Consider the following 22,035-nt stretch of genomic DNA (forward strand, 5'->3'; position numbering starts at 1 on the left):
TCTTCCCGATCTCAGGACTTCAGCATGTCGCCGTCGCACCGGGAGGTCGCGGCGGCAGGACAAGCGTGTGCGCCACCTGGCCGTGGCGGCTACGACCGGCGGGGCATTCGGGACGCTGGAACGCCTGCACGTACGCTGACTTGGGGGTATGACAACACCCTGGAACGCGCTCGTGGGACGCCCACGGGACGATGCGCGGCGCCGGGGACGATATTGGGGGGTGGAGGGCGTGGGGAACGCCAAAGAGGTAGAGGACTTCGCCGAGAGACTGCGGGCGCTGAAGGAGCGCTCGGGCCGCAGTTACGGCTCGCTGGCCACACGACTGCACGTCAGCACGTCCACGCTGCACCGCTACTGCAACGGCGACGCGGTCCCGGCGGACTACGCCCCCGTCGAGCGCTTCGCGCGGCTGTGCGGCGCCACCCCGGAGGAGCTGGTCGCGCTCCACCGCCGCTGGATCCTCGCGGACGCCGCGAAGCGCCGCGCGCGGGAGAGTGCGGTGTCGGCTCCGCGCGGGGGCGGGGACGCGGCCGGCGGCCCGGCCGCGGATGGCAGCGCGCGGGGGAAGGACGTCCGGTCCGGCGGCGGTGAGGCTCGGCAGTCGGCCGACGTACGAGGCGCCGACGCCGCCTCGGACGCGGCCGGGACCACCGTGACGCCCGCCGCGCCTCCGGCCGCCGACCGTCATCAGGGGCACGTCGCGACGCCCGGCCCGGGCCCGGTGACCGGCCCTCACCCGGATGCGGCCACGGTCACTGGCCCGGCCGGAGACAGCAGCGGCGGGCCGGAGGCCGGGGCGCGCCCGCGCGACGCTCAGCCGGGCGCCGCAGCCGATGAGCGACACGACGCCGCCGCCCCGGCCGACGCGTCGAGGGCCACTCCGATGTCCGACGCCCACCCGGCCGCGCGCCGCGCGTCCGCCGCGGCCGACCCCGCGCCGGGCCGCCCCGGAGACGACAACGGCCCGGACCGGTCGGCACAGGCCCACGGCACCGCGCACCGCGGCGCGACCGCACACCCGAACGGCGACCCGCACCAGCACGCCGACGCCACCGACCGCGCCGACGGCACCGCCCGAGCCGACGGCACCTTGGCCGACTGCACCCGCACCCAACCACCCGGCGCGCCCACAGCCGAGGCCGAACCCCCGGCCACCGGGCAGGTCCAACCACCCCGCCCGTGGCCCCCGGACACCGACCAGGCCGACGGCACCCGGACCAACGACCCACGGCCCCAACCGCCCGGCGCGCCCACAGCCGAGACCGGGCCCGCACCCACGGCCGCCGACGAGACCGGACCCACGCCCACAGGCGAGACCGGCCCCACTCCCGCCAAGCGAGCCCGTTTGCGGGCCGTGGCGGCGGGCAGCACCGACGCCGCCACCACCTCACGCGTGCGTCGGCCATGGGCGCTGCTCGCCGGGGCCGCCGCCGTTGTCGTGCTCGCCGTCACCGCGGTCGAGGTGCGGCCGCCCGGGGAGGACGGCCGTAAGGACACCGCGGCCGTGCCTCCCTCCGCCGCGCCCACCTCCACCCCACCCGCCGGGCCGACCGCCCGGGGCCATCTGGACCGTCAGAAGACGGACGGCGACAAGGAGTCCGGCTCGCCGCACCGCGGCGATGAGGGGAAGGGCGAACACGGCAAGGAGCGGAGGGCCAAGGGGGGCGCCTCCGGCTCCCCCGCGCCCGGCGCGTCCAAGGGGACGGACCACGGCGGGTCCACCCAACTCCCGCTCACCCTCGCCACCCGCTCCCACGTCTGGGAGAACGGCTGCGGCCACCGCTATCTCATCGACCGGCCCCCCACCCAGGTCGCCCCGCCGCCCACCGAGCAGGACGCCCCGACGTGGGCCGCCGCCCATGACGCGGTGCACGGCGGGACCACCAATGTGGAGGTCACGGTGCAGGGCCGGGCCTCGTCGGCCGTCGTCCTTCAGGCCCTGCACGTACGGGTGGTGGGCCGCCGCACCCCGCTCGCGTGGTCGTCGTTCGCCATGGACAACGGCTGCGGAGGCTCCCTCACCCCGCGCGCCTTCTCGGTGAATCTGGACGCCGCCCGTCCGCTGGCCCGGCCCACGGACGGCAATGACGCGGGCAAGCCGATCCCCGCCGTCCACTTCCCCTACCGCGTCTCGGCCTCCGACCCCGAGGTGTTATTGGTCAACGCCCGGACGGCGGGCTGCGACTGTAGCTGGTACCTGGAGCTGGACTGGTCGAGCGGCGGCCGCTCGGGGACGGTGCGGATCGACGACCACGGCTCGCCGTTCCGCACCAGCAGCGTCAAGGGGCGCCCCGCCTACGCCTACGACTACGCCGACGGCGCCTGGCACAAGAGCGACTGACCCCCGGGGGTCCCGAAGCCCCGCCCCGGGGCCCCGGGCCCCGACCACACCGCCACCTCACTCCACCGCCGTCGTAAGCCGCAGCGCCGCGTCCCGCACATCCGCGTGCGGATGGCCGCGCAGCGTGCGCAGCCGCTCCCGCCAGGGCTCCGCCCAGTCCGTACGGGCCCCGCCCACCTCCGTAAGGGTCGCGGCGAACAGCCCGGAGGCGTGGCCGCCGTCCTCGTCGAGCTCCCGCGCGGCGCGCAGCAGGGCCGCGTCGGAGCCCGGCCGGGTGGCGGTGTTCAGCCGTCGGCGCAGGGCGTCGGCGGTACGGACGGCGAGCGCGGGGCGGGTGGTGTGCAGCCGGGCGAGGCGGGCGAGGGCGGCGGCCAGCGGGCCGGGGCGGGAGTCCAGGTCGATGGCGTTCACCAGCACATGGGCGGCCTCCTGGACGAACGTCTCGTACCCGGCGAGGAGTTCACCGGCGGCCCGCGCGGTGCGCCGGGTCACCCGGGGCCGCATCCGGGCCAGGGTGGCGAGCCGGTCGGCCAGGTGCCGGATGCGGCGGTGCGCGGGGCGGTCCCGGTCCGGTTCGGCGTCGGGGCCGCCGGGCCGGGCGTCGGCGATGGCGAGCGCGGCGAGCGCCCAGGCCAGCGGGTTGTCACCGGGCGAACCGTCGGGCGCCGCGGCCATCAGGTCCAGCAGGGCGTCGGCGGCGGGCCGCCAGCTCGCCCGGTTGCCCAGGTCGGTGACGGCCTCCACCAGCACGGCCGCCGCGTCCGGCGCCCACGGCGACCAGCGGGCCAGCGCCCCGTACCCGGCCGCCGCCACCTCGGGGTCGTCGGTGTCGCAGACGGCGCGTATGAGCTGGGCGTAGCGGCCGCGGTGGGCCTCGGGGAGGTCCAGCGGGCGGGTGCGCAGCACGGCGTGGCGCAGCTCGCGCCGGCCGCTCGCGGCGGCGGTCAGCAGCTCCCAGGCGCGTTGGGTGTCGAGCAGCCCGGTGCCGAAGGCGACACAGGCGGCCTGCACATCGGGGTGCTGGCCGGGCAGTTCGAAGGCGTCGGCGAGCAGCGCGGCGGCGTCGGCCACCGGGAGCAGGGTGGCGGCGAGCCGGACGGCCTCCTTACGGCTGGTGACCTTCGCCGGGACGGGCGGTACGGCGGTGGCGACCCCGTCCGGTGCGAGCACCCCGCGCACCAGCCGCCCCAGCCGTGACGGCTCGACGTACCGGGACGCCCGCGTGGCCGCGTACATCGCCACCCGGGCCCGGTCGCCGCCCGCGTGGGCGAACAGGACGGGCAGGGCCTCGCCGGGGCGGTCGGTGCGGGCGAGGGCGGCGAGCGCGGTCTCGGCCAGGACCACATCGTCGGTGTCCGTCCAGGTCCGGACGGTGGCCGCGCCGTGGCCGGGGATCGGCGCTGCGCCAGCGACGGCGGCCGCCCGCTGCCCCGGCCGCAGGGAGGTGTCGGCGGCGGCCCGGTCCAGGACGCGGGCGGCGGCGGCCTGCTGACGGGGCAGCCAGCGGCCGGTGTCCCGCCCGGTGGGCGGGGTCCAGTGGGTGCCGGGGGTCAGAAAGCGCCCGTACGGCGGGGTGTCGCCGAGGACGAGGTCGAGCAGATCGGTGCGACGGCGGGTCAGTACGGCCAGCACGGGCGGCAGCACGGCCGCCGAGGGCTCGTGCGCGAGCAGCTCGGCCACGCGGGCGTCCCGCTCGGCCGGTGGTTCCAGCCACAGCCCGATGGCGGTGCGGGCCGTCGCGTCGCTGCCGAACGAGATGGCCTGCCACAGGAGTTCCTGGAGCTCGGGGAGGGCGTGGGCGCGTCGTCCGAGGGCGCGGGCGAGGGCGAAGGTCAGCTCGTGATCGACCCGTTCGGCGCCCGCTTCCAGCCAGGGCCGCAACGCCTCGAACACCGCTTGCTCCTGGCCTCGCCGCAGCTGGTGGTCGAGGCGGCCCAGGTCGGCGGCGCCGACGCTGCCCGCGAGCCGGGTGAGGGTGCGCAGCGCCCAGCCCAGCAGCTGCCGCCGCCCGGTGACGGCGTGTTCGCGCAGCAGCGCCACGGCCAGGTGGCGCAGCGCCTGGCGGGTGGCGGAGGACGAGTCGCGGGCGGAGATCGCGTCGGCGGCGATCCGGTCCAGCTGCTCGGCGGCGTCGTCGGTGAACAGCGCGGGGTGGGTGCGGGCGAGTGCGCCGAGCGCCGCGGAGCGCACCGGGTCCTGCTCGTTGCGCAGCCGCTCCAGCCGCCGCAGCAGCTCGGTGAGGGCGTCCGGGTCGCCGGAGCGTGCGACGCACCGGATCAGCAGCGGATGGGCCAGGGCGCGGTCCTCGGCCGAGGAGCGGCGCACGGCGCCCTCCAACTCCTGGCGCGCCTCCTCGACCGGCAGATGGGCCACCGACTCCAGCACGGTGGTCCAGGGCGCGCCACGCTCGCGCGCCTGGACGGCCATCCGGCGGGCCTCGGCCTGGCGGCGGGGGCGCGGCAGGACTTCGAGCACGGCGGGCTCGACCACGGAGTGGTCCACCACGGCAGGCTCGACCACGGCGTGGTCGGAGTCGCGTCCATGGGTTGCCTGGCCGACGGCGGCCTGGCTGTGGCCGGTGGCCCGGCCGTCGATGGCCCGGCCGTAGGCAGCCCGGTCGTCGGTGGGCTGGCCGAAGGTGGCCCGGCCGTGGACGGCCGGGTCGTGGGCGGCCCGGTCGTCGGTGGCCCGGTCATAGGTGGCCCGGCCGTCGATGGCCTGGCCGTAGAGGGCCCGGCCGTCGATGGCCCCCTCGCCGGTGACCCGGTCTGCACCCTGACCGTAGGTGGCCTGGTCATAGGCAGTCCGGCCGGTGGCCCAGTCGGTGGCCCAGTCCGTGGCCCGGTCCATGGCCCGGTCGTAGAACGCGGAGCGGCGGGCGGGCGGCAGGGCGGCCAGCAGCCGGGCGAGGGCTTCGGGGTCCGCGTCGTGCCGCAGTGCCCGGCCGAGCTCGGCGAGCTCCGGCGGGTCGGCGCGGACGATCCGGCGCAGCACGGCCCGGTCCAGCCGCCGCCGGGTGCCGCTGTGCTCCGGCGCGAGCAGCAGCCGCAGCGTACCGCTCGGATCGGCAGCCACCAGCGCGGACAGCCGGGCCCGTACGGGGGGCGGCAGCGGGCCCTGGCCGTAGTCCTCCAGCAGTTCCAGCACCCGCTCCGGCTCGACGGGCGCGGCGAGCGCGACACAGGGCGCGTAGCGGGTCCACCAGTCGGCGCGCAGCGGCGCGGGCAGCGCGGCGAGCTGACGTGCCGCCTCGTCCAGGACGGCCACCGGGTGCCGGGAGACGAGCGGCCGCCAGCCACGGACGGCGTGGAACAGCCCGGGCAGCAGCCGCGCCACGGTCTCGGCGTCGCATCCGGGGAGCAGCCGGGCGGCCTCGCCGTCGCCCCAGCGCTCCCGGAACGGCTCGATCAGCCGGTCCGCGAGCGCGGTGCGCCGCCCGGCCACGACGGTGCGGGCCAGTTCGCGCCGTACGGTGGCGGGCGCGTCCTCGAAGGCCGCCTCCAGCGCGGCGTCCGGGACCGCGCCCGGGCCGCCGCGGCGGGCGGTGTCGAGGGCGCGGTGCCGCACCACGGGGTCCGGGTCGGCGAGCCGCGCCGCGAGATGGCCGGTGCGTCCGCCGGCCGCCGCGGCCACGGCCGCCAGCCGCCGCTCGTACGTCCCCCGCCGCTCCAACTCCTCGATCAGCGCCCCCAGCCGCCCCTCGGCACTCGCCGCCCGCGCCCGCCCGGCCAGCTCCCGCATCCGGCGCGGAAAGGGCAGCGGATCGAGGGCGGCGAGCAACTCGTCGGCGAGGGCGCGCCGGGAATCGGGGACGCCGAGGGCGCGGGAGCCGCCGTCAGCTCCGGGGACGCCGAGGGCTTCGGAACCGCCCTCGACTCCGGGAGCGCCGTGGGCTTGGGAGCCGCCATCGGCACCGGTGGCGCCGTGGGCTTGGGGAGCGCGGGGAGGCTCGGGGCCGCGGGGGGCTTCGGACGCGTTGACCATGCCAGGGATTGTGCCGCCCACACGTCCGGTCACACGTACCGCCGGCAGACGGTTTCCCGGAACACCCGTAGCCCGGCCGATCTCGCCGATCTTGCCGGGGCCGCCGGGGCCGCCGGGGCCGACAGGGCCCTCGGGCCCCGCCCACACCCCACCGCTCCCGCGCCCGCGGCCTCCGCCTCCGCCCCCGCGCCCTCGCCACGCCACCGTGCGAGGCGGACCGGCGCCGCTTACGCTCGGTGTGTGGGCCGGACGGGTGCGTCGATGGATCCACTCGGGACCGGCCCTGTCGTCCGAGCCCGGAGGAACCCATGCCGGAGCTGTTCATCGGCGGCCACTGGACGACCGCCCTCGACGGACACAGCCGCGAGATCCACTGCCCGGCGGACGGCTCGCTGGTCGCCGTGGTCGACGAGGCGGGGCCGAAGGACGCCGCCGCGGCGGTGGCGGCCGCCCGGGACGCGTTCGACCGCGGATCGTGGCCCGGCACCCCGGCCGGCGACCGGGGCGGGCTGCTGCTGCGGGTGGCCGAACTGCTGGAGCGCGAGAAGCCGACGCTCGCCCGCGCCGAGTCCCTGGACACCGGGAAGCGGCTGGTCGAGAGCGAGTACGACCTCGACGACATCGCGAACTGCTTCCGCTACTTCGGCACCCTCGCCTCCTCCGGGAGCGGTGGCCGCGTGGTGGAGGTGGGCAGCCCGGAGATCGACAGCAGGGTGGTGCGCGAACCGGTCGGGGTGTGTGTGCTGATCACGCCGTGGAACTACCCGCTGCTCCAGACGGCCTGGAAGGTGGCGCCCGCGCTGGCGGCCGGGAACACCTTCGTCCTCAAGCCCAGCGAGCTCACCCCGCACACCGCGATCCATCTGATGCGGCTGCTGACCGAGGCCGGGCTGCCGGGCGGCGCCGCCAATCTGATCCTCGGCTCGGGGGCCACCGCGGGCGCGCCGCTGGTCACGGACGAACGCGTGGACATGGTGTCCTTCACCGGCGGGGTGGTCACCGGACGCTGGATCATGTCGGCCGCCGCGCCCACGGCGAAGAAGCTGGCCCTGGAGCTGGGCGGCAAGAACCCCAACATCGTCTTCACCGACTGCGACTTCGACACCGCGGTGGACTACGCGCTCACGGCGGTGTTCCTGCACTCCGGGCAGGTGTGCTCGGCCGGTGCCCGGCTGCTGGTGCAGGAGCAGCTGCATGACGCGTTCGTCGACGAGATCGTCCATCGGGCCCGGAGCATCCGGCTGGGCGGGCCGTTCGACGAAAACGCCCGCACCGGGCCGCTGATCTCCGCCCAGCACCGCCAGAAGATCGCCGACTATGTGGCGGCGGGGATCGACGAGGGCGCGGTGCTGCGCTGCGGCGGGACCCCGCCCGACGACCCGGACCTGGCGAAGGGCTTCTACTACCTGCCGACCGTGCTGGACGACTGCACCCCGGACATGTCGGTGGTGCAGGACGAGTCCTTCGGCCCGGTGCTCACCGTGGAGCGGTTCCGGGACGAGGACGAGGCGGTGGCGCTCGCCAACGACACGGTGTACGGCCTGGCGGGCGGGGTGTGGACGCAGGACACCGAGAAGGCGCACCGGGTGGCGTCCCGGCTGCGGGCCGGGACCGTATGGATCAACGACTTCCATCCGTATGTCCCGCAGGCCGAGTGGGGCGGGATGAAGCAGTCCGGTGTCGGCCGGGAGCTGGGCCCGTCGGGGCTGCACGAGTACCAGGAGCTCAAGCACATCTGGCGCAACACCGCGCCCCGTCCCCAGCGGTGGTTCGAGTGACGGCGACCGAGCCGGACGGACCGCCGCCTGAGCCACGGCCGGACGGTTCGCTCGACGACGACTCGCCCTCCGAGCCCCCGTGAGGAAAGGCCCGTGGACCAGTTCGACTACGTGGTGGTCGGCGGCGGTACGGCCGGATCGGTGGTCGCCTCCCGGCTGTCCGAGGACCCCTCGGTGAGCGTCTGCCTGCTGGAGGCGGGCCCGTCCGACGTCGGGGACGACAACGTACTGCGGCTGAACCGGTGGGTGGGGCTGCTGGGCTCCGGCTACGACTGGGACTACCCGGTCGAACCGCAGCAGAAGGGCAACAGCTTTCTGCGCCACGCCCGCGCCAAGGTGCTCGGCGGCTGCTCCTCGCACAACTCCTGCATCGCCTTCTGGGCCCCCGCCGAGGACCTCGACGAATGGGCCGCCCTGGGCCTGGACGGCTGGTCGGCCGCCGACTGCTTCCCGCTCTTCCGGCGCCTGGAGGACAACGACGCGCCCGGCGATCACCACGGCCGCGGCGGCCCGGTCCGGATCCGCACCGTGCCGCCCGAGGACCCGTGCGGCAGGGCGGTGCTGGCGGCCTGTGAGGAGGTGGGCATCCCGCTCACGCCGTTCAACACCGGCACGACGGTGGTGCGCGGAGCCCACTGGTTCCAGATCAACGCCCGCGAGGACGGCACCCGCTGCTCCGCCTCGGTGGCCTATCTCCACCCCGTCATGGACTCCCGGCCCAATCTGGAGGTGCGCACCGGACTCCAGGCCAGAGCGCTGGTCCTGGACGAGGACCGGCGCTGTACCGGGGTCGGCTACCTCTCCCCCGATCTGATCCACACCCTGACGGTGCACGCCCGGCGCGAGGTGATCGTCTCCTGCGGCGCCATCGACACCCCGAAGCTGCTGATGCTCTCCGGGATCGGCCCGGCCGCACATCTGCGGGAGACGGGGGTGGAGGTGGCCGTGGACTCCCCCGGGGTCGGTGGCAACCTCCAGGACCACCCCGAGGGCGTCATCATGTGGAACGCCGAGCAGCCCATGATCAAAAGCTCCACCCAGTGGTGGGAGATCGGCATCTTCACCGACACCGAACCCGACCTGGACCGCCCGGACCTGATGTTCCACTACGGTTCGACGCCCTTCGACCTGAACACCTACCGCCGTGGCTACCCCACCTCGGAGAACGCCTTCTGCCTCACCCCGAACGTCACCCGGGCCCGCTCCCGCGGCACCGTGCGGCTGGCCACCCGCGACTTCCGCGACAAGGCGCGCGTCGATCCCCGCTACTTCACCGACTCCTACGACATGGACATCATGACCCGCGGTCTGCTGCTGGCACGCAAGATCGCCGCCCGGCCCGCGCTCGCCATGTGGGCGGGCGCCGAACTCGCCCCCGGCCCCGATGTGAACAGCACCGACGAGCTGGCCGACTACGTCCGCCAGACCCACAACACCGTCTACCACCCGGCGTGCACGGTGCGGATGGGCGCGCCCGACGACCCGGACGCCCCGCTGGATCCGGAACTGAGGGTCAAGGGGGTGACGGGGCTGCGGGTGGCGGACGGCTCGGCGATGCCGTATCTCATCGCCGTCAATCCGTGCATCACGACGATGATGATCGGCGAGAAGTGCGCGGACATGATCAAGCGGCGGCCTTCCGGCCCATGACATGAGGGTTAGGCCACCGGGTTCTCCAGCAGGGTGACCCGGTTTCCGTCGGGGTCCTCCAGGGCCGCGATCCGGGTGCGCACACCGCCGGTCAGCACCGGTCCCGCGGCCAGGCCACGCTCGGCGAGCCCGGCCAGGGCACTGTCCAGCTCGGGCACCTCCAGATTGAGCAGCGTCGAGCCGGCGTGCTCCGGATCTTCGAAGACCTGAAGCCAACCACCCGCGGTGAGGTGCCAGTCGGCCAGCGACGGCATCGGCCGGGTGTCCGCCGGGCGGCCCAGCAACCGTTCGTACCAAGCCACCGCGATGTCGATGTCCCGTACTGGAGCGACCATCAGTACCCGCGCGACCTGCATGCGGATCACCTGCTTCCGGAGTGCGATTTCCGTGCTTCTCCTTATGCAGACCGCCGACGAACCCGGAAGTCATCGCAACGAACTCGCGCACAAGCTCCGGCGGTGGCGCGGGAGCTCAGCCGTGCTACGGGAACCTCGCCGGCTACGGAAACCTCCCCGGCTACGGGCGCCACTGCGGGCCCGTGCCGCTCCCCCTCGGCACGACCGCCTCGATCTTCGCCCGGATCTCCCGCATCACCGCGACGATCCGCTCCTCCCGCCCCTCCGTCAGCCGGGCCGTCGGCACCGAGCAGCTGATCGCGTCCACCGCCGGTACGTCGTACCGCAGGGCGAACCCGAAGCCCACGATGCCCAGGACCCCCTCCTCCCGGTCGATGGCGTGGCCGCGCTCCCGCACCCGCTTCAGATCGGCCAGGAGCGAGGCGCGGGTGCGGTGGGTGTTGGGCGTCGCCTGCGCCAACTCCTCGCCCGTCAACGGGAGTTCACGGTCGACCCGCTCGGCGAGCAGCGCCTTCCCCAGGGCCCCCACATGGGCCGGGAGCCGCCGCCCGACACGGCTGAAGGGGCGCAGGTACTCATGCGACTCCCGGGTGGCGAGGTAGACGACATCGCCGCCGTCCAGCCGGGCGAAGTGGATGGTCTCGCCCAGCGCGTCGGACGCCTCGTCCAGATACGGCCGCGCCGCCCGCACCCGTGGATCGCTGTCCAGATAGCTGGTGCCGGTGAGCAGCGCGCGGATGCCGATGCCGTACAGCGAGCCGGTGACATCGGTGCGCACCCAGCCGCGGTCGATCAGGGTCTTGAGGAGGGCGTACATACTGCTGCGCGGAACGCCGAGCTCCTCGGCGAGCTCGCGCAGCCGGGCCGGCTGGTCGCCGCGCGCGGCGAGCAGCTCCAGCAGTTCCACGGTGCGGCCCGCGGACTTCACTTCGCGCACCCCACCGGTTTCCGCCATGACTCACATCGTAACTGTCGCCGCACACCTTGACGTTGAACCGATTCATGGCTTCCATCGTGGGGCCACGACGCGCCTGGGAGCGCTCCCAGACCCTTCCCGGACCCTTCCCGGACCCTTCCCGGACCCTTCCCGGACCCCACCCGGGCATCCGATCCCTCCCCCGAGAGGACCCCCATGCGATCGATCCCGCACTCCTTACGCAGACTCTTCGCTCTTGTCATGACCGCGTCGCTCTGCGCGCTGGGGCTGAGCCTCGGCGTCACCTCCACCGCGCGGGCGGCGGCCCTGGGGAACGGCTCGGTGACCGACCCCAACATCGTCTACACCGGCCGCTGGGACCTCGGCTCCGCCGGTGCAGCCGTCACCAACTGGACCGGCGGCTACCTCCAGACGGCGTTCACCGGCACCACCGTGAAGGTCAAGGCCCGCGAGGCGGTGAACTTCTACGCGAGCGTCGACGGCGGCCCCGATGTCTTCTACGCGGGCGTCAAGGGCACCGTCACCCTCACCCCCCAGCCGCTCCCCCAGGGCACCCACACCCTCCGCGTCTCCTACCGCTCCGGCGACACCGTCTTCCAGGGCCTGGTCCTGGACGCGGGCGCGGGCACGGTCGCCCCGCGCGTCCCGTCCGGGCTCATCGAGTTCGTGGGCGACTCCATCACCGCGGGCGCCCTCACCGACCGGCTCGCGCTGGACTCGTACGGCTGGAAGACCGGCGAGCGGCTGGGCATGCTCCACACCCAGATCGCCCGCTCGGGCTACTGCCTGGTCGGCAAGGACGGCTGTACGGGGCTGGCCACGCAGTTCTTCAAGACAGCCTCCACCGGCGACCAGAACTGGGACTTCTCCCGCTACCAGGCGAACGCCGTCGTCATCAACCTCGGTACGAACGACATCGGGCACGGCGTCACCGGGCCTGAGTTCCAGTCCGCGTACACCGGCCTCCTCCGCGACATCCGCGCCAAATACCCGAACGCCGCGCTCTTCGCCGTCCAGACCCTCAAGAAGCGCTATGTGACGGAGACCAAGGCGGCGGTGAGCGCGCGCAACGCGGCGGGCGACGCCAAGGTGACGTACGTCGACACCAGCGGCTGGCTGACCGACGGCACGGACTACGAGGACGGCAACGGCCACCCCAACGAGGCGGGCCACACCAAGTTCGCCGACCGCCTGGCGCCGATCATCGCCGCGAAACTCGGCACCGCGCCCCTGAAGGCCGCGCCCGGCCAGCCGGGCGACCCCAACATCCGGTTCACCGGCCGCTGGGACACCAAGAGCTCGGCCACCGCCTACACCCCCTACTGGGCGGGCGCGTACTTCCGCACCGGCTTCACCGGCCGCACCGTCAAGCTCAAGCAGCGCAACGCGATCGACCTGTGGGCCAGCATCGACGGCGGCCCCGCCACCTTCTACGACGAGGCCAAGGGCACGGTGAACCTCACCCCGGCCCCGCTCGCCGCAGGAAACCACACCCTCCAGGTCAACTACCAGGTGGTCGCGGGCTCCTACCACGGTGACGCGGTCTTCCAGGGCCTGGCGCTCGACAGCGGCGCCACCACCTTCGCGCCGCCCGCCCCCAAGAACCTCATCGAATTCGTCGGCGACTCGATCACGGTCGGCACCACCACCTCGCAGAACGCCCGCACCGCCTACGGATGGCTCATCGGCGAACGGCTCGGCGCCGACCACACCCAGATCGCCCAGGGCGGCGCGGCCCTGGTCGACACGGCGGACGACCGGATGAGCCTGGAGCAGCAGTTCACCAAGCTGAACCCGAACGCCGCCACGCCCGACTGGGACTTCTCCCGCTACCAGGCGAGCGCGGTGGTCATCAACCTCGGCACCAACGATGTGGGCCGCGGGGTGACCCCGGCGCAGTTCCAGGCGTCCTACGCGAGTCTGCTGCGCAAGGTCCGCACCGCCTACCCGAACGCCTGGATCTTCGCGCTGCGCACCTTCAGCGGCCGGTTCGGCACGGAGACCAAGGCCGCCGTGACCGCCTCCGGCGACGCCAGGGCCTCCTACGTCGACACCACCGGGTGGCTCGCCGCCGACGACCTCTCGGACTCCGTCCACCCCAATGACAAGGGCCACCGCACCATCACCGACCGCCTGGCCCCGGTCATCTCTGCCAAGCTCCAGGCATGACCACGCCTCATTCCGTCGACCATGACCTCGTCCAGGCCGCGACCCGGGTGGCGGCCGCCCGCAGCCGGGGTGACAACCACACCGTGGCGGCGGCGGCCCGCGACCGGGACGGGCGGATCGTCACCGCGATGAACGCCTACCACTTCACCGGCGGCCCCTGCGCCGAACTCGTCGTCATCGGCGCGGCGGCCGCCCAGGGCGCGTACGACCTGGTGACCATGGTCGCCGTGGGCGACCGCGGCCGCGGGGTGATCCCTCCCTGCGGCCGGTGCCGCCAGACGATGCTCGACTACTTCCCGGACATCCGCGTCATCGTCGGGTCGGGTGAGCGGCTGCGCGCCGTGCCCGTCGCCGATCTGCTCCCCGAGAGCTACCGCTGGGCCGACCACCAGGAGGAGAACGACGGCGGCCCTACGCCCTGACCGCCTCCCGGGCCTACCGCAGGTGAGCCGCCACGACCCACGGTGACCAGCCGTTTGTCCCGTTTGGACGGCGCGGGGAGCGGTACTCGGGGGTCATGGTTCGATGGGGATACACGATGATGACCGAGCAGGCCGGCCCACGTCAGCTCGTCGACGACGTGGTCCGGGCCGAGCAGGTCGGGTTCGACTTCTCGGTGACCTCCGACCACTACTTCCCGTGGCTGGACTCCCAGGGGCACGCCCCGTACGCCTGGAGCGTGCTGGGCGCCGCCGCGCAGGCCACCTCCTCGATCCCGCTGACCACGTATGTCACCTGCCCCACCGTGCGCTACCACCCGGCGGTGGTGGCGCAGAAGGCGGCGACGCTCCAACTGCTGTCCGAGGGGCGGTTCCGGCTGGGGCTCGGGTCCGGCGAGAACCTGAACGAGCATGTGGTCGGGCAGGGCTGGCCGTCGGCGGATATGCGGCACGAGATGCTGGAAGAGGCGATCGAGATCATCCGGGCGCTGTTCGGCGGTGGCTATGTCAACCATCACGGCACCCACTACGACGTCGACTCGGCCAAGCTGTGGGATCTGCCGGACCAGCCGCCGCCCATCGGCGTGGCCGTCTCCGGGCCGCAGTCCTGCCGGCTGGCCGGGCGGCTGGCCGACATCCTGATCGCCGTGGAGCCCAAGTCCGAGCTGCTGGCGGACTTCGAGGCGAACGGCGGCGGCGGGAAGCCGCGGATCGGCCAGATCCCGATCTGTTACGACCCCGACCGGGACGCGGCGATCGCCCGCGCCCATGACCAGTTCCGCTGGTTCGGGGGCGGCTGGAAGGTCAACTCCGAGCTGCCGGGGCCCGCCTCCTTCGCGGGCGCCACCCAGTTCGTCCGGCCCGAGGACGTGGCCGCGTCCATTCCGTGCGGCGATGACGTCGGGGAGTTCACGGAGCTGATCCGGCCCTTCGTGGACGCGGGCTTCACGGATGTGGCGCTCGTCCAGATCGGCGGCGACCATCAGCGGCCGTTCCTGGACTGGGCCGAGAAGCGGCTGCTGCCCGCGCTCAGGGAGCTATAGCCCCCGGGGCGCCCGGGGAAGTCCCCGGAGTCTCCGCGCGCCGTACGAAGAGCTCGTGCAGATCCCGTACGGCGCGCGGCACCGAGCCCGAGCGGCGGCGCTGGACCATCAGCAGCACCTCGGTGGCCTCGCCGTCCGCGAGCGGCCGGTGGGTGATCGCGCCCCCGCGCTCCAGGGGGTCGCCGACGACGCTGAAGTCGGGGAGCACGGTGACGCCGAGCCCCTCGGCCACCATCAGCTTGCCCATCTCGGCCCCGTCGGTGGAGTACGAGAAGGATGGGGTGCGCCCGGCCAGCAGCCGGTGGATGAAGCGGTGCATCAGATAGCCGGAGCGCATCACGATCAGCGGCTCCCGCCCGTCCAGCAGATCCGCCGCGCTCACCGTCGGCCGGGTGGCCAGCGGGCTGTCCGGGCGCAGACAGACCACCGGGCGGCCGCGCAGCAGCACGGTGGTCTCCAGGGTGGGCGGAACGTCGTCGCCCTGGAGGCAGTTGACCAGCCCCAGGTCGAAACTCCCCTCCAGCAGCGCCCGGTGGATCTCGGCCTGCTGCGCGCCCACCACCTCGACCTGGGTCACCGGGTGGGTGGCGCGGAACTCCCGGACGGCCGGGATCAGCAGCGGGACGGTCGCGGTGTTGACCGTGCCCAACCGGATCATCCGGCTGACCCGGTGCTGGTCCCCGGCGGCGCCGCGCAGCCGGTCGACGGCCTCGATGACGCCCGCGATATGCGGCAGCAGCTCCCGTCCCTCCGCGCTGATCGTCGCGCCGGAGCGCTTGCGCTCCAGCAGATCCACGCCGAGTTCGCGCTCGAGATTGCGCACCGTCTCGCTGAGCGCGGGCTGGGACAGATGCAGCTCCTCGGCGGCGCGGCGGAGCGATCCGAGGCGGGTGACGGCGGCGATGTATTCCAGCTGTTCAATTCGCACACTCCGCACCCTGCCCGCGCGGGCCCGCCCGCTTCAAGGGAATCCCTGTCACGGTCTCATGAATACCGACTCACGCCCCGGCCCGCCTCCCGGGTAATCTCGAAGCGGGCCCCGCGGAATTCCGCGGCCCGGCCCGCGCGTCCGGGATATGGAATGACACCCGGGCCTTCTTGACCGGCAGGACTTCCCCCTGGTTGGATCGGTGACATGAAGCGACAGGACCTCACGCGGCGACGCCATGTCGACCTCGCGCGTGTCTCCAGCGCGTTCTGTTGCTGTCCGGTCTGACCCGCCGTACGGGTCCGAGCGAGCCCTGAGGGATCGCCTCCGCTTCGCTCCCCGTCGCCTCCCATGATCGGGAAAGGCTTCTAGCCGCCGCCCTTGAGAAATTGCGGCCGCGCCGCCCCGCCTTCGGCGCCCTTCAGCATTCCCGGTCTTTCCGCGCCCCGCCCCGGATGAATTCCGCTCGACGCCGGGGCGCCGATTCGCCATGCCCGTATTCGTTCCACCGGGAGTTCCTCATGCCCGCAGAACCCCTCCGTTTCGCCTATTGGGTACCCAATGTCAGCGGCGGACTGGTCACCAGCACCATCGAGCAGCGCACCGACTGGGGCTACGACTACAACCGCGATCTGGCCGTGCTCGCCGAGAACAACGGCTTCGACTACGCCCTCAGCCAGGTCCGCTACATGGCCAGCTACGGCGCCGAGTACCAGCACGAGTCGACCAGTTTCAGCCTCGCGCTGCTGCTGGCCACCCAGCGGCTGAAGGTCATCGCCGCCGTCCACCCCGGACTGTGGCACCCCGGCGTCCTGGCCAAGCTGGGCGCCACCGCCGATCACCTGTCCGACGGGCGGTTCGCGGTGAACGTCGTCAGCGGCTGGTTCAAGGGCGAGTTCACCGCGCTGGGCGAGCCCTGGCTGGAGCACGACGAGCGCTACCGCCGCTCCGAGGAGTTCATCCGGGCGCTGCGCGCCATCTGGACCGAGGACCACGCCGAACTGGCCGGAGACTTCTACCGGATCCGTGACTTCTCCCTCAAGCCCAAGCCGCTGAGCAGCCCCGAACGCCCGCATCCGGAGATCTTCCAGGGCGGCAACTCCACCGCCGCCCGCGCCATGGCGGGCCGCGTCTCGGACTGGTACTTCAGCAACGGCAAGGACTTCGACGGCGTCACCGAGCAGATCAGGGACGTCCGCGCCTCCGCCGCCACCGCCGGCCGCCCCGCGCCCGGCTTCGCCCTCAACGCCTTCCTCATCGCCCGCGACACCGAGGCCGAGGCCCGGGAAACCCTCCGCGAGATCGTCGCCAAGGCCGACACCGAGGCCGTGGCCGGATTCCGTGGCGCGGTCCAGCAGGCGGGCCAGTCCACCGCCGACGGCAAGGGCATGTGGCAGGACTCCTCCTTCGAGGACCTGGTCCAGTACAACGACGGCTTCCGTACGGGGCTGATCGGCACCCCCGAGCAGATCGCCGAGCGCATCGTGGCGTACAAGCGGCTCGGCGTGGACCTCTTCCTGCTCGGCTTCCTGCACTACCTGGAGGAGGTCGAGTACTTCGGCGAGCGGGTGCTGCCGCTGGTCCGCGAACTGGAGGCGGAGCTGCCGGAGCCCGTGCCCGCGCTCACCTGACCCCTCCGTTCCCACCGGCTCCCGGCCCCACCGCCTCGCCCCCACCGCATCACGAAGGGTTCCTCATGGCCACCGTCCTGTCCCTCTCCGGCTCCCCCTCCGCCACCTCCCGCACCGCCCGGCTGCTGCGCCATCTGGACGCCCGGCTGACCGCCCAGGGCCATCAGGTGATCCCGCTCGACGTCCGCACCCTCCCCGCCGCCGCGCTGCTCGGCGCGGACTTCTCGCATCCGGCCATCGTCCGGGCCAAGGCGCTGGTCGAGCAGGCGGACGGGCTCGTGGTGGGAACACCGGTCTACAAGGCCGCCTACTCCGGGCTGCTGAAGTCCCTGCTGGACCTGCTGCCGCAGTACGCGCTCGCGGGCAAGACCGTGCTGCCGCTGGCCACCGGTGGCACCACCGCCCACGTCCTGGCCATCGACTACGCGCTGCGGCCGGTGTTGTCCTCCATGGGCGCGGCCCATATCGTCCAGGGCTGGTTCACCCTGGACAAGGACATCACGGTCGAGCCGGACGGCGGGGTGAGCGTGGCGGCGGGGGCCGCCGAAGCGCTGGAGCAGGTCGTCGACCAGTTCTCGGCGGCGCTCGGCCACACCACCGTACTGGCCGCGGCGAGCTGACCGTGTCGTCCCTGCCCGAGCCCGCCCATGTCATCGCCGATGACACCGAGGCGCTGAAGGTGGCCGCGGCGCTGGCCGAGGAGTTCCGTACGGGCGCCGCCGAGCGCGACGCACAACGCAGGCTGCCGCGTGCCGAACTGGACCGGCTGTCGGCGTCCGGACTCCTGGCCATCACCGTCCCGGCCGGGCACGGCGGCGCGGACGTGTCCGCCGTGACCCTCGCCGAGGTGTTCCGGCTGCTCGCCGCCGCCGACGCCAGCCTCGCCCAGATCCCGCAGAGCCACTTCGTGTACATCAATGTGCTGCGCCGTCAGGGCACGCAGGCGCAGCAGGCGTTCTTCTTCGGCGAGGTGCTGGCGGGGAAGCGGTTCGGCAACGCCCAGTCGGAGGCGGGCACCCGCCACATCCAGGACATCCGCACCCGCCTCGCCCCGGCCGCCGACGGCTCGTACACCCTGACCGGTGTCAAGCACTACTCCACCGGCGCGCTGTTCGCCGACTGGATCCCGGTGCTGGCCCGCGCTGAGCACGACGATCTCCATGTGGCCTATGTGCCACGGGACGCGCCCGGTCTGACCGTCGTGGACGACTGGGACGGCATGGGCCAGCGCACGACCGCGAGCGGCACCGTCCGGCTGGAGGCCGTGCCGGTGCCGGCCGACCGGGTCGTACCGCACCATCTCACCTTTCGCGGGCCCCAACTGCACGGGGCGGTAGCGCAGTTGCTGCACGCGGCCATCGACGCCGGGATCGCCTCGGGGGCACTGGCAGAGGCGGTGGCCTTCGTCCGCACCAAGAGCCGCCCCTGGTTCGAGAGCGGCTTCGAGACCGCCGCCGAGGATCCGCTGCTCATCCAGCGCTTCGGCGAGCTGGCCCTCCAGGTCCGGGGCGCCGAGGCCCTGCTGTCCGCCGCCGCCCGGGCCGTGGACACCGCCCGTGGCCACCTCGACGAGGACACCGCCGCCGAGGCGTCGATCGCGGTGGCCGCGGCCAAGGTGGCGGCGGCCAACGCGGCCGTGGAGACCGGCAGTTCGCTGTTCGAGGTGTCCGGCACCCGCTCGGCCCTGGACTCCCTGGGCCTGCACCGCCACTGGCGGGACGCCCGTACCCACACCCTGCACGACCCGGCCCGCTGGAAGGTCCAGCACATCGGCCGCTATGTGCTGAACGGCACGAGACCACCCCGCCACGGCCTCCTCTAGTCCCCCATCCCCGCCCCCCGAACGGAGCCGCACCATGTCCCTCACCTTCCACTGGTTCCTGCCCACCAACGGCGACAGCCGCCATGTCGTCGGCGGTGGCCATGGCACCCCCGTCACCTCGGCCGGAGGGGACCGCCCGCCGTCCGTCGGCTATCTCTCCCAGATCGCCCGCGCCGCCGAACACCTCGGCTTCGAAGGCGCTCTCACCCCGACCGGCGCCTGGTGCGAGGACGCCTGGCTGACCACCGCGATGGTCAGCCAGCACACGGAACGGCTGAAGTTCCTGGTGGCCTTCCGGCCCGGCTTCCTCTCGCCCACCTTCGCCGCCCAGATGGCCTCCACCTACCAGCGGCAGACCGGCGGACGGCTGATGCTCAACGTGGTCACCGGCGGCGAGAGCCAGGAGCAGCGCGGCTACGGCGACTTCCTCGACAAGGACGCCCGCTACGCCCGTACCGGCGAGTTCCTGGACATCGTCCGCGACCTGTGGGACGGCAAGACCGTCGACCACACCGGCGAACACCTCCATGTCGAGGGCGCCAAGCTGGCCCGGCTCCCCGACCCGCTCCCCCAGGTCTACTTCGGCGGCTCCTCCCCCGCCGCCGGTCAGGTGGCCGCCCGCCACTCCGATGTCTACCTCACCTGGGGTGAGCCGCCCGCCCAGGTCGCGAAGAAGATCGCCTGGATCCGCTCCCTCGCCGCCGAGCAGGGCCGTACGATCCGCTTCGGCATCCGGCTGCACGTCATCACCCGCGACACCGCCGAGCAGGCATGGGCCGAGGCCCGCCGACTGCTCGACGGCTTCGACCCGGAGACCGTGCGCTCCATCCAGGCCGGCCTCGGCCGCAGCGAGTCCGAGGGCCAGCAGCGCATGCTCGCCCTGCACGGCGGCAGCCTGGACAACCTCGAGATCTACCCCAACCTCTGGGCCGGTGTCGGCCTGGTCCGCGGCGGCGCGGGCACGGCCCTGGTGGGCAGCCACGCCGAGGTCGCCGAGCGGATCGCCGAATACCACCGCCTCGGCATCGACGAGTTCATCCTGTCCGGCTACCCGCATCTGGAGGAGGCGTACTGGTTCGGCGAGGGCGTCCTGCCCGAGTTGCGCCGCCAGGGCCTGTGGTCCCACCCCTTCCAGCCCGCCGCCCTCGAACAGCCCACCGCGCAGGTCCCCTTCGCGGCTGCCGGGAGCTCCTGATGTCCCGGTGACGTCGGGTGGCGTGCCCGCGATTGAGTCCGCGGGCGCGCCTCCGGCTCAGCCGTGTGCGGCGAACCGCACGAACTGCGCCCAGCCGTCACGGCTGACGGCAAGACCGGGGCGCGCCGTGTCCTTGGAGTCCCGTACATGGACGGCCCCTTCGGTGACGGCCACTTCCACGCAGTCGTCTCCTTGACTGCCGCTGTAGCTGGACTTGAACCAGGTGAGTTCCGCCCTACTCATAGGTCTCCTCGCAGTCGCTCCAGCAGGCCACGGGAGTCTTGGGGTGTCAGGGCCTGCGAGCGCAGTGTGTCATAGCGCTGGTGGAGGAGGCGTACCTCTTTCGAGTCGGCAATCAGCCGTCCGTTCTGCTGACCCTCCGAGTAGGCATAGCGCCGCCCTTCCAGTGTTTCCAGCAGCCGAACAGGTCCGTCCAGGCACGCATGCAACTCAGCTTCCAGCGGTACCACTTGCAGCTTCACATTGCGCAGTGCGCTGCGCTCCAGCACGTGGTCGAACAAGGCCCGCCGCTGCTCCCTGTCGCCGAAACCGCGCCGGAACACGGCCTCCTCCACGATGAAGCTGAACGGGACGTGTGGCCGCTCATGCAGCATCTTCTGCCGTTCGGTCCGCGCGACAAGCTGGGCCTCCAACTGCTCATCCGTCAGCAGAGGGATGGTGCCATCGAACACGGCCCGCGCGTAGTCCTCCGACTGCAACAACCCCGGCACCAGCCGACACTCATACGTGCACAGGCTCACCGCCACCCGCTCCAGCCGCGCCCACCGCCGGAACCACGCGGCAAGACCCGGCTCACCCCGTGAGAGGAATCGGGCCGCCTTCCGCAGCGCTCCCGTGTTGCCCAGGACCTCCTCCGCCCGCTCCACGAACGACTCGTCCGGCATGCGCCGCCCCAGCTCCACCGATGCCACGGTGTGCTTCGAGAACCGGACCAGCTCCCCGAACTGAGCCCGGGTGAGGCCCGCGTGTTCGCGGAGGGCCTGGACCACGGCCCCGAAGGTCCGCAGACTGTCGGAGGGGTCGGGCTCCCGTTCCCCGTCACCGTCCCCGGCCATACAGGTGTTGTCGGTCGTCATACGCGGACACCTCCAGGTGCGTACGTGCGAGGGCCCCCGCGCTCGACTCACCCAGGGTGACGGATCAACGGGTGTACCGTCCACCGAACGCGCATGTACGCTGACGCTGCGTACGCGGCGCGCCACTGGTGAAGGCCGACGCTCACCCACCACCGTGGCCCCATGAACGCAAGCACGCCCCAACTCCCCGCCACGAGCTGGACCTTTACCCAACGCCTGTCCTCCACGCGGCGCGGGGCCCGGCTGGCCCGGCTGCTCGCCGTGGAGCAGTTCCGCGCCTGGCCCGTGTCACCCGCCGTCGCCGACCGCGCCGTGGCGATCATCGCCGAGCTGAGCGCCAACGCGGCGCTGCACGGGCGCGTGCCGGGCCGGGACTTCCGGCTCGGTCTCGCCCTCGACGGCGCCACGGAAACCCTCCGCATCGAGGTCACCGACACCCGGGGCGAGCGGCAGCCCGCCCTCCAGCCGCCCCCTCCCCCGGACCGTGAAACCGGGCGCGGCCTGCTGCTGGTGGACGCGCTCGCCGACCGCTGGGGCACCGAGCCGCACCATCCGGTGGGCAAGACGGTGTGGGCGGAGCTGGATTCCCGCACCGGCTGACCGGCGGTCGCGTGGCACGGCGCACCCCTGCCCGGCGGGGGTGCGCTCACTCCTTTCGTTCGGG

18 protein-coding genes are annotated in these 22,035 nt (G+C 73.2%); 12 read left to right on the top strand and 6 right to left on the bottom strand.

The features are described 5' to 3' along the window. Positions 1–229 precede the first annotated feature (229 nt). A complete protein-coding gene (locus tag ACT2CW_RS46940) occupies positions 230–2,341 on the top strand; it encodes a helix-turn-helix domain-containing protein (RefSeq protein ID WP_445521024.1) in 2,112 nt (703 codons plus the stop codon). Between the two features lie 57 nt (positions 2,342–2,398). Here ACT2CW_RS46940 and ACT2CW_RS46945 read toward each other — a convergent pair whose 3' ends face one another. Beyond that, positions 2,399–6,325, bottom strand: coding sequence for a hypothetical protein (locus ACT2CW_RS46945; protein ID WP_445521025.1), 3,927 nt, complete (start codon positions 6,323–6,325; stop codon positions 2,399–2,401). Between the two features lie 308 nt (positions 6,326–6,633). Here ACT2CW_RS46945 and ACT2CW_RS46950 point away from each other — a divergent pair, with 308 nt between their 5' ends. Beyond that, positions 6,634–8,103 carry an aldehyde dehydrogenase family protein gene (locus ACT2CW_RS46950; RefSeq protein WP_445521026.1) on the top strand — a complete coding sequence of 490 codons (1,470 nt, stop codon included), beginning with the start codon at positions 6,634–6,636 and terminating at the stop codon, positions 8,101–8,103. 93 nt (positions 8,104–8,196) lie between these two features. Further along, entirely contained in the window at positions 8,197–9,753 is a 1,557-nt protein-coding gene (locus tag ACT2CW_RS46955) for a GMC family oxidoreductase (protein WP_445521027.1), read from the top strand. Between the two features lie 8 nt (positions 9,754–9,761). On the opposite strand, the gene ACT2CW_RS46960 is transcribed toward ACT2CW_RS46955, so the two are convergent. Both ACT2CW_RS46960 and ACT2CW_RS46965 read right to left on the bottom strand, forming a co-directional pair. Further along, positions 9,762–10,109, bottom strand: coding sequence for a VOC family protein (locus tag ACT2CW_RS46960; protein WP_191067443.1), 348 nt, complete (start codon positions 10,107–10,109; stop codon positions 9,762–9,764). Between the two features lie 160 nt (positions 10,110–10,269). After that, the gene (locus ACT2CW_RS46965; RefSeq protein ID WP_445521028.1) at positions 10,270–11,064 is read right to left on the bottom strand and encodes an IclR family transcriptional regulator; all 795 of its coding nucleotides are present in this window, start codon (positions 11,062–11,064) and stop codon (positions 10,270–10,272) included. Positions 11,065–11,286: 222 nt separating this feature from the next. Here ACT2CW_RS46965 and ACT2CW_RS46970 point away from each other — a divergent pair, with 222 nt between their 5' ends. The 3 genes from ACT2CW_RS46970 to ACT2CW_RS46980 all read left to right on the top strand — a co-directional run bounded on the left by ACT2CW_RS46970 (position 11,287) and on the right by ACT2CW_RS46980 (position 14,698). Beyond that, positions 11,287–13,215, top strand: a complete 1,929-nt coding sequence (locus tag ACT2CW_RS46970; RefSeq protein ID WP_445521029.1) for a GDSL-type esterase/lipase family protein — start codon at positions 11,287–11,289, stop codon at positions 13,213–13,215. After that, positions 13,212–13,637: a cytidine deaminase family protein gene (locus tag ACT2CW_RS46975; protein ID WP_182468783.1), complete on the top strand. Its 426-nt coding sequence runs from the start codon at positions 13,212–13,214 to the stop codon at positions 13,635–13,637. Before ACT2CW_RS46970 ends, ACT2CW_RS46975 begins: the two co-directional genes overlap by 4 nt. Before the next feature lie 95 nt (positions 13,638–13,732). Next, entirely contained in the window at positions 13,733–14,698 is a 966-nt protein-coding gene (locus ACT2CW_RS46980; protein ID WP_164432767.1) for an LLM class F420-dependent oxidoreductase, read from the top strand. On the opposite strand, the gene ACT2CW_RS46985 is transcribed toward ACT2CW_RS46980, so the two are convergent. Next, positions 14,685–15,626, bottom strand: a complete 942-nt coding sequence (locus tag ACT2CW_RS46985; RefSeq protein WP_445521030.1) for a LysR family transcriptional regulator — start codon at positions 15,624–15,626, stop codon at positions 14,685–14,687. The genes ACT2CW_RS46980 and ACT2CW_RS46985 overlap by 14 nt on opposite strands. Before the next feature lie 207 nt (positions 15,627–15,833). On the opposite strand from ACT2CW_RS46985, the gene ACT2CW_RS46990 reads away from it, so the two are divergent. From ACT2CW_RS46990 to ACT2CW_RS47010, 5 genes are all read left to right on the top strand, one after another. Then, complete coding sequence (locus ACT2CW_RS46990; RefSeq protein WP_350338121.1) at positions 15,834–15,914, top strand: putative leader peptide; 81 nt, start codon at positions 15,834–15,836, stop codon at positions 15,912–15,914. Positions 15,915–16,147: 233 nt separating this feature from the next. Further along, positions 16,148–17,257, top strand: coding sequence for a dimethylsulfone monooxygenase SfnG (gene sfnG / locus ACT2CW_RS46995; RefSeq protein WP_445521031.1), 1,110 nt, complete (start codon positions 16,148–16,150; stop codon positions 17,255–17,257). 65 nt (positions 17,258–17,322) lie between these two features. Next, positions 17,323–17,877 (top strand): NADPH-dependent FMN reductase, encoded by a 555-nt coding sequence (gene ssuE, locus ACT2CW_RS47000; RefSeq protein ID WP_445521032.1) that lies wholly within the window; start codon positions 17,323–17,325, stop codon positions 17,875–17,877. A gap of 2 nt (positions 17,878–17,879) precedes the next feature. Continuing rightward, positions 17,880–19,079, top strand: a complete 1,200-nt coding sequence (locus ACT2CW_RS47005; RefSeq protein ID WP_445521033.1) for an SfnB family sulfur acquisition oxidoreductase — start codon at positions 17,880–17,882, stop codon at positions 19,077–19,079. Between the two features lie 34 nt (positions 19,080–19,113). Then, positions 19,114–20,274 carry an LLM class flavin-dependent oxidoreductase gene (locus ACT2CW_RS47010; RefSeq protein WP_164432779.1) on the top strand — a complete coding sequence of 387 codons (1,161 nt, stop codon included), beginning with the start codon at positions 19,114–19,116 and terminating at the stop codon, positions 20,272–20,274. A gap of 57 nt (positions 20,275–20,331) precedes the next feature. Here ACT2CW_RS47010 and ACT2CW_RS47015 read toward each other — a convergent pair whose 3' ends face one another. Further along, a complete protein-coding gene (locus ACT2CW_RS47015; protein ID WP_164432781.1) occupies positions 20,332–20,517 on the bottom strand; it encodes a DUF397 domain-containing protein in 186 nt (61 codons plus the stop codon). Further along, a complete protein-coding gene (locus tag ACT2CW_RS47020; protein WP_445521034.1) occupies positions 20,514–21,371 on the bottom strand; it encodes a helix-turn-helix domain-containing protein in 858 nt (285 codons plus the stop codon). Before ACT2CW_RS47020 ends, ACT2CW_RS47015 begins: the two co-directional genes overlap by 4 nt. A gap of 162 nt (positions 21,372–21,533) precedes the next feature. Between ACT2CW_RS47020 and ACT2CW_RS47025 the strand changes: the two genes are divergently transcribed. Beyond that, positions 21,534–21,971 carry an ATP-binding protein gene (locus ACT2CW_RS47025; RefSeq protein ID WP_164432784.1) on the top strand — a complete coding sequence of 146 codons (438 nt, stop codon included), beginning with the start codon at positions 21,534–21,536 and terminating at the stop codon, positions 21,969–21,971. Positions 21,972–22,035 lie beyond the last annotated feature (64 nt).

The sequence above is a fragment of the Streptomyces sp. NEAU-174 genome (genome assembly GCF_052665095.1).